Annotated in this window: 4 protein-coding genes; all 4 read left to right on the top strand. The window is 69.3% G+C overall.

Annotated features, from left to right (window positions below; all coding sequences use genetic code 11):
• The coding region (locus tag K2X24_RS00630) for an efflux transporter outer membrane subunit (RefSeq protein ID WP_292493711.1) at positions 1–1384 on the top strand (1384 nt) is incomplete at its 5' end.
• Between the two features lie 301 nt (positions 1385–1685).
• On the top strand, positions 1686–1895 hold the full coding sequence (locus tag K2X24_RS00635) for a hypothetical protein (protein ID WP_292493713.1): 210 nt from the start codon (positions 1686–1688) through the stop codon (positions 1893–1895).
• Between the two features lie 172 nt (positions 1896–2067).
• Positions 2068–2577 (top strand): ferritin-like domain-containing protein, encoded by a 510-nt coding sequence (locus tag K2X24_RS00640; protein ID WP_292493715.1) that lies wholly within the window; start codon positions 2068–2070, stop codon positions 2575–2577.
• 151 nt (positions 2578–2728) lie between these two features.
• Positions 2729–3985, top strand: coding sequence for a hemolysin family protein (locus K2X24_RS00645; protein WP_292493717.1), 1257 nt, complete (start codon positions 2729–2731; stop codon positions 3983–3985).
• The last annotated feature ends 257 nt before the right edge of the window (positions 3986–4242 follow it).

Genomic DNA, 4242 nt, shown 5'->3' on the forward strand with positions numbered 1-4242 from the left:
CGCCGCCGACACCATCCGCACCGCCCATGGCGGCTCGGCCGACCAGAATTTCGTCTCGGGTGCCGACGTGCCGGGCCGGTGGTGGACGCTGTTCCGCTCCCCCGCCCTCGACCGTCTGGTCGAGGAAGCGCTCGCCAACAATCCGAACCTCGACGCCGCGCAGGCCGCCCTGCGGATCGCGCAGGAGAACGTCGAGGCGCAGCGCGGCACGCTGTTCCCGGTGGTCGCCGCCAACGGCCTCGGCTCGCGCCAGAAGGCTCCCGGGGGCGCCCTGCAGGGGCCGCTCAACGACACCCGGCAGCTGTTCTACAGCCTCTACACGCCGCAGGTGACGGTCTCGTTCACGCCCGACGTGTTCGGCGGCAACCGGCGCCAGATCGAGTCCCTGGAGGCGCAGGCCGAGAACCAGCGCTTCCAGCTGGAAGCCACCTACCTGACGCTGACCACGAACGTCGTCCTGGCGGCGATCCAGGAGGCGTCGCTGCGCGCCCAGATCGACGCCACCCGCAAGGTGATCCAGGCCCAGACCGAGGTCCTGAACCTCTACAACAAGCAGCTCTCCCTCGGGCAGATCGCCGGGGCCGACGTGGTGGTGCAGCAGGCCGCGCTCTCGGTCTCGATGCAGCTGCTGCCGCCCCTGGAGAAGCAGCTCGCCCAGCAGCGCAACCTGCTCACCGCCCTGGTCGGGCGCCTGCCGAGCGAGGAGGTCTCGCAGACCTTCACCCTCGCCTCCCTGCGCCTGCCCACCGGCCTGCCGGTGAGCCTGCCCTCGCGCCTCGTGCAGCAGCGCCCGGACGTGAAGGCGGCGGAGGCCAACGTGCAGCAGGCGAGCGCGGCGGTCGGCGTCGCGGTGGCCAACCGCCTGCCGCAGTTCAACATCACCGCCAACGGCGGCGCCAGCGCGGTGCGGATCGCGCAGCTCGCGAGTTCGGCCGCCTCGTTCTACGGCATCGTCGGCACCGTGGCGCAGCCGATCTTCGATGCCGGAACCCTGTTCCGGCGCCAGCGCGCGGCGGAGGAGGCGCTGAACGAGGCCCAGGCCCAGTACCGGGCGGTGGTCATCGGCGCCTTCCAGAACGTCGCCGACACCCTGCGCGCCCTGCAATCCGACGCCAAGGCGGTGGCGGCGGCCTCGGCCGCCGAGCGGGCCACGAACGAGAGCCTCGGCCTGATCCGCAAGCAGTACGCCGCGGGCGCGCTGAACAGCACCCAGGTGCTGATCGCCCAGCAATCCTACCTCTCGGCCCTCGTCACCTCGGCGGGCGCGCGCGCCAACCAGTATGCCGACACCGCCGCCCTGTTCCAGGCGCTCGGCGGCGGCTGGTGGAACCGTACCGACGTGAGGCCGGCGCCCCCGAGCACGGACCCGGCGAAGTTCCTCTGATACGATTTCCAGCTGAATCGTTCGGGTTCTGGCGCGGGTCCCCTCTCCTGAAAGGAGAGGGACAGGGTGAGGTGTGTGACCTTTCCGGATGTGGACCACACCTCACCCCAACCCTCTCCTTTCAGGAGAGGGGGCGCGGCGTGCGCAGGCTGACCGAAGCCATCACCCGGGAAACGTGTGAGCGGTCCCAACGCGCCCCGGGTTCGGCCCCCGCCGCCCGGGGATCCGCGCTTGACCCCGGCCGCCCGGCGCGGGAAGGCACGCCTCATTAGTCGGAACACGTTGAACAGGAAGGACCGCGATGGCCACGCCCCGCGACCTCAAGGTGCAGATGGCGGGCGAGACCCGGGCTCGCGAACGGGCCCAGGCCCTCGCGACGGCGGAGGCCGCGCGGGCGAAGCGGGCCGAGACCGCCGCGCGCGCGGCGGAGGCCGAGCGCGACGCCTGGAAAGACCGGGCCCTGAGCGCCGAGGCCGAGTTGGAGCGACTGAAGGCGGCCTCGGCGTCCTGACGCGCGTTGCCGCAAGCGTATCCGCGCGCAACCCTCAAGCTCGCCGATGCCGCACTCCGAATAGCCTTGGCTACACCGATAAAGCAGGGCGACGACGCGGAACATCGAACCGTCGGCTGATCTTCTCGTGACGACAGCGAATGCGTTCGCGACCGACGAGGAGTGCTTCGACGTGACCAAAGACACGCGCGACATCTATGTGACGGCCCTCAAGAATACGCATGCCCTCGAAATGCAGGCGCTCCAGATCATGGAGCGTCAGGTCGAGCGCCTGCAGCGCTACCCGGAGATGGAGGCGGCCCTGCGCCGGCACATCGAGGAGACCCACGGCCAGCGCACCCGCCTCGAGGAGGCGCTGCACGCCGTTTCGGAGAGCCCTTCGACCATCAAGGAAGGCGTGCTCGGCTTCGTCGGCAACATGATGGCCCTGGGCCATACGCCGGCGCAGGACGAGATCCTGAAGAACGCCTACGCCAACCACGCCTTCGAGAATTTCGAGATCGCGGCCTACGAGTCGCTGATCGCGATCACCGAGGCCGCCGGTCAGCAGGCGGCGATCACGGGCTTCCAACAATCGCTTCGTGAAGAGGAGGGCATGGCCCGCAAGGTGCGCGAACTCGTGCGCCCGACCACCCTGCGCTACATCGACCTGACCGTCTCCGGCGAGAAGGCCGACCGCTGACCGATCCGGCGCGGCGATTCCGGGACTTTCTCGGGATCGCTGTGGCCGGTGCGGGGCGTAGCTGTTAGAGATCCCCGGCTGACCAGGGGAGACGACGATTTTCGACGACGCATGGGCGACGGGTTTGGGTCTCGTCGCCGTCATCGCCCTCGTGCTCGCCAACGGGTTCTTCGTGGCCGCCGAGTTCGCCCTGGTCTCCGTTCGCAAGAGCCGGGTCGCCGAACTGGTCTCCGAGCGTCGGACCAACGCCAAGCCGCTCCAGCGGGCCACCGATCAGCTCGACGCCTTCCTCGCCGCCACGCAGCTCGGCATCACCATCTCGTCCCTGGCGCTGGGCTGGGTCGGCGAGCCGGCGCTGGCCCACATCATCATTCCGCTGCTCTCGTTCCTGCCGGAGCCGGTGGGCACCACGGCCGCGCACACCATCGCGGTGGTGATCTCCTTCGTCATCATCACGTCGATGCACATCGTGCTCGGCGAGCTCGCGCCCAAGAGCCTCGCCCTCCAGCGCAGCGAGCGCACGGCGCTGGCGGTCGTACGGCCGCTCGGCGTGTTCCTCTTCGTCTTCCGCCCGGCGATCCTGTTCCTGAACGGCCTCGGCAACGGGATCGTGCGGATGTTCGGGCTCCAGGCCGGGCACGGCGAGGGGTCCCTGCACTCCACCGCCGAACTCAACCTGCTGGTCCAGGCGAGCCAGGAGGCCGGCCTCATCCGCGAGGCGCAGCAGGAGGCGGTGCAGCGCATCTTCTCGATCGGCGAGCGGCGCGTGCGCGATATCATGACCCCGCGCCACGAGGTGGAGTGGGTGGACGCCGACGAGGAGCGGGACGCGATGCTCCGCTCCGTGCGCGAGTGCGACCACGCCCAGCTCGTCGTGAGCCGCAGCGCGGTCGACGAGATCGTCGGCGTGGTGCGCAAGCAGGACCTGCTCAATCAGCTCCTCGACGGCCGCCCCGTCGACGTGCTGGCCGCCACGCAGCCGCCCATCGTCGTGCATGAGAGCATGTCGATCCTCGCCGTCCTCGAAACCTTCCAGTCCAAGCCGGTGCGGATGGCGGTCGTCGTCGACGAGTACGGCAGCCTGGAGGGCATCGTCACCCAGACCGACCTCCTGGAAGCCATCGCGGGCAACATCCCGGAGGTGGGCGACGAGCCGAACGTGGTGGAACGCGAGGACGGCTCCCTCCTCATCGACGGGATGATGCCGGCGAGCCAGGCCTTCGACCGCCTCGCCTTCGCCGACAGGCCGAATTCCGACGACTTCACCACCCTGGCGGGCTTCGTGATCTTCCAGATGGGCCGTATTCCGGCCACCGGCGACCATTTCGAATCGCACGGCTGGCGCTTCGAGGTGGTCGACATGGACGGCCGGCGAATCGACAAGGTGCTGGCGACGCCGCTCGTCTGACGACGGCTTTTCGATCGATGGCTTCGGTCCGCCGGCGCGCGCCACGCGCCCTCTCCTGAAGGGAGAGGGGCGGAGGTAAGGTGCGGTCTCTCTCCGAAGAGATCACGCGCCTGTGCCTCTCCCGAAGGAGCGGGGACCCGCGTCATACGTTTTCCGGGCAATGGCTTCGGTCAGCTTGCGCGCGACGCGCTCCCTCTCCTGGAAGGAGAGGGTTGGGGTGAGGTGTGGTCCATCTCCGGAAAGGTCACACACCTCAC

Origin of the sequence: Methylobacterium sp. (assembly GCF_019750675.1) — a bacterium.
GTDB lineage: Bacteria > Pseudomonadota > Alphaproteobacteria > Rhizobiales > Beijerinckiaceae > Methylobacterium.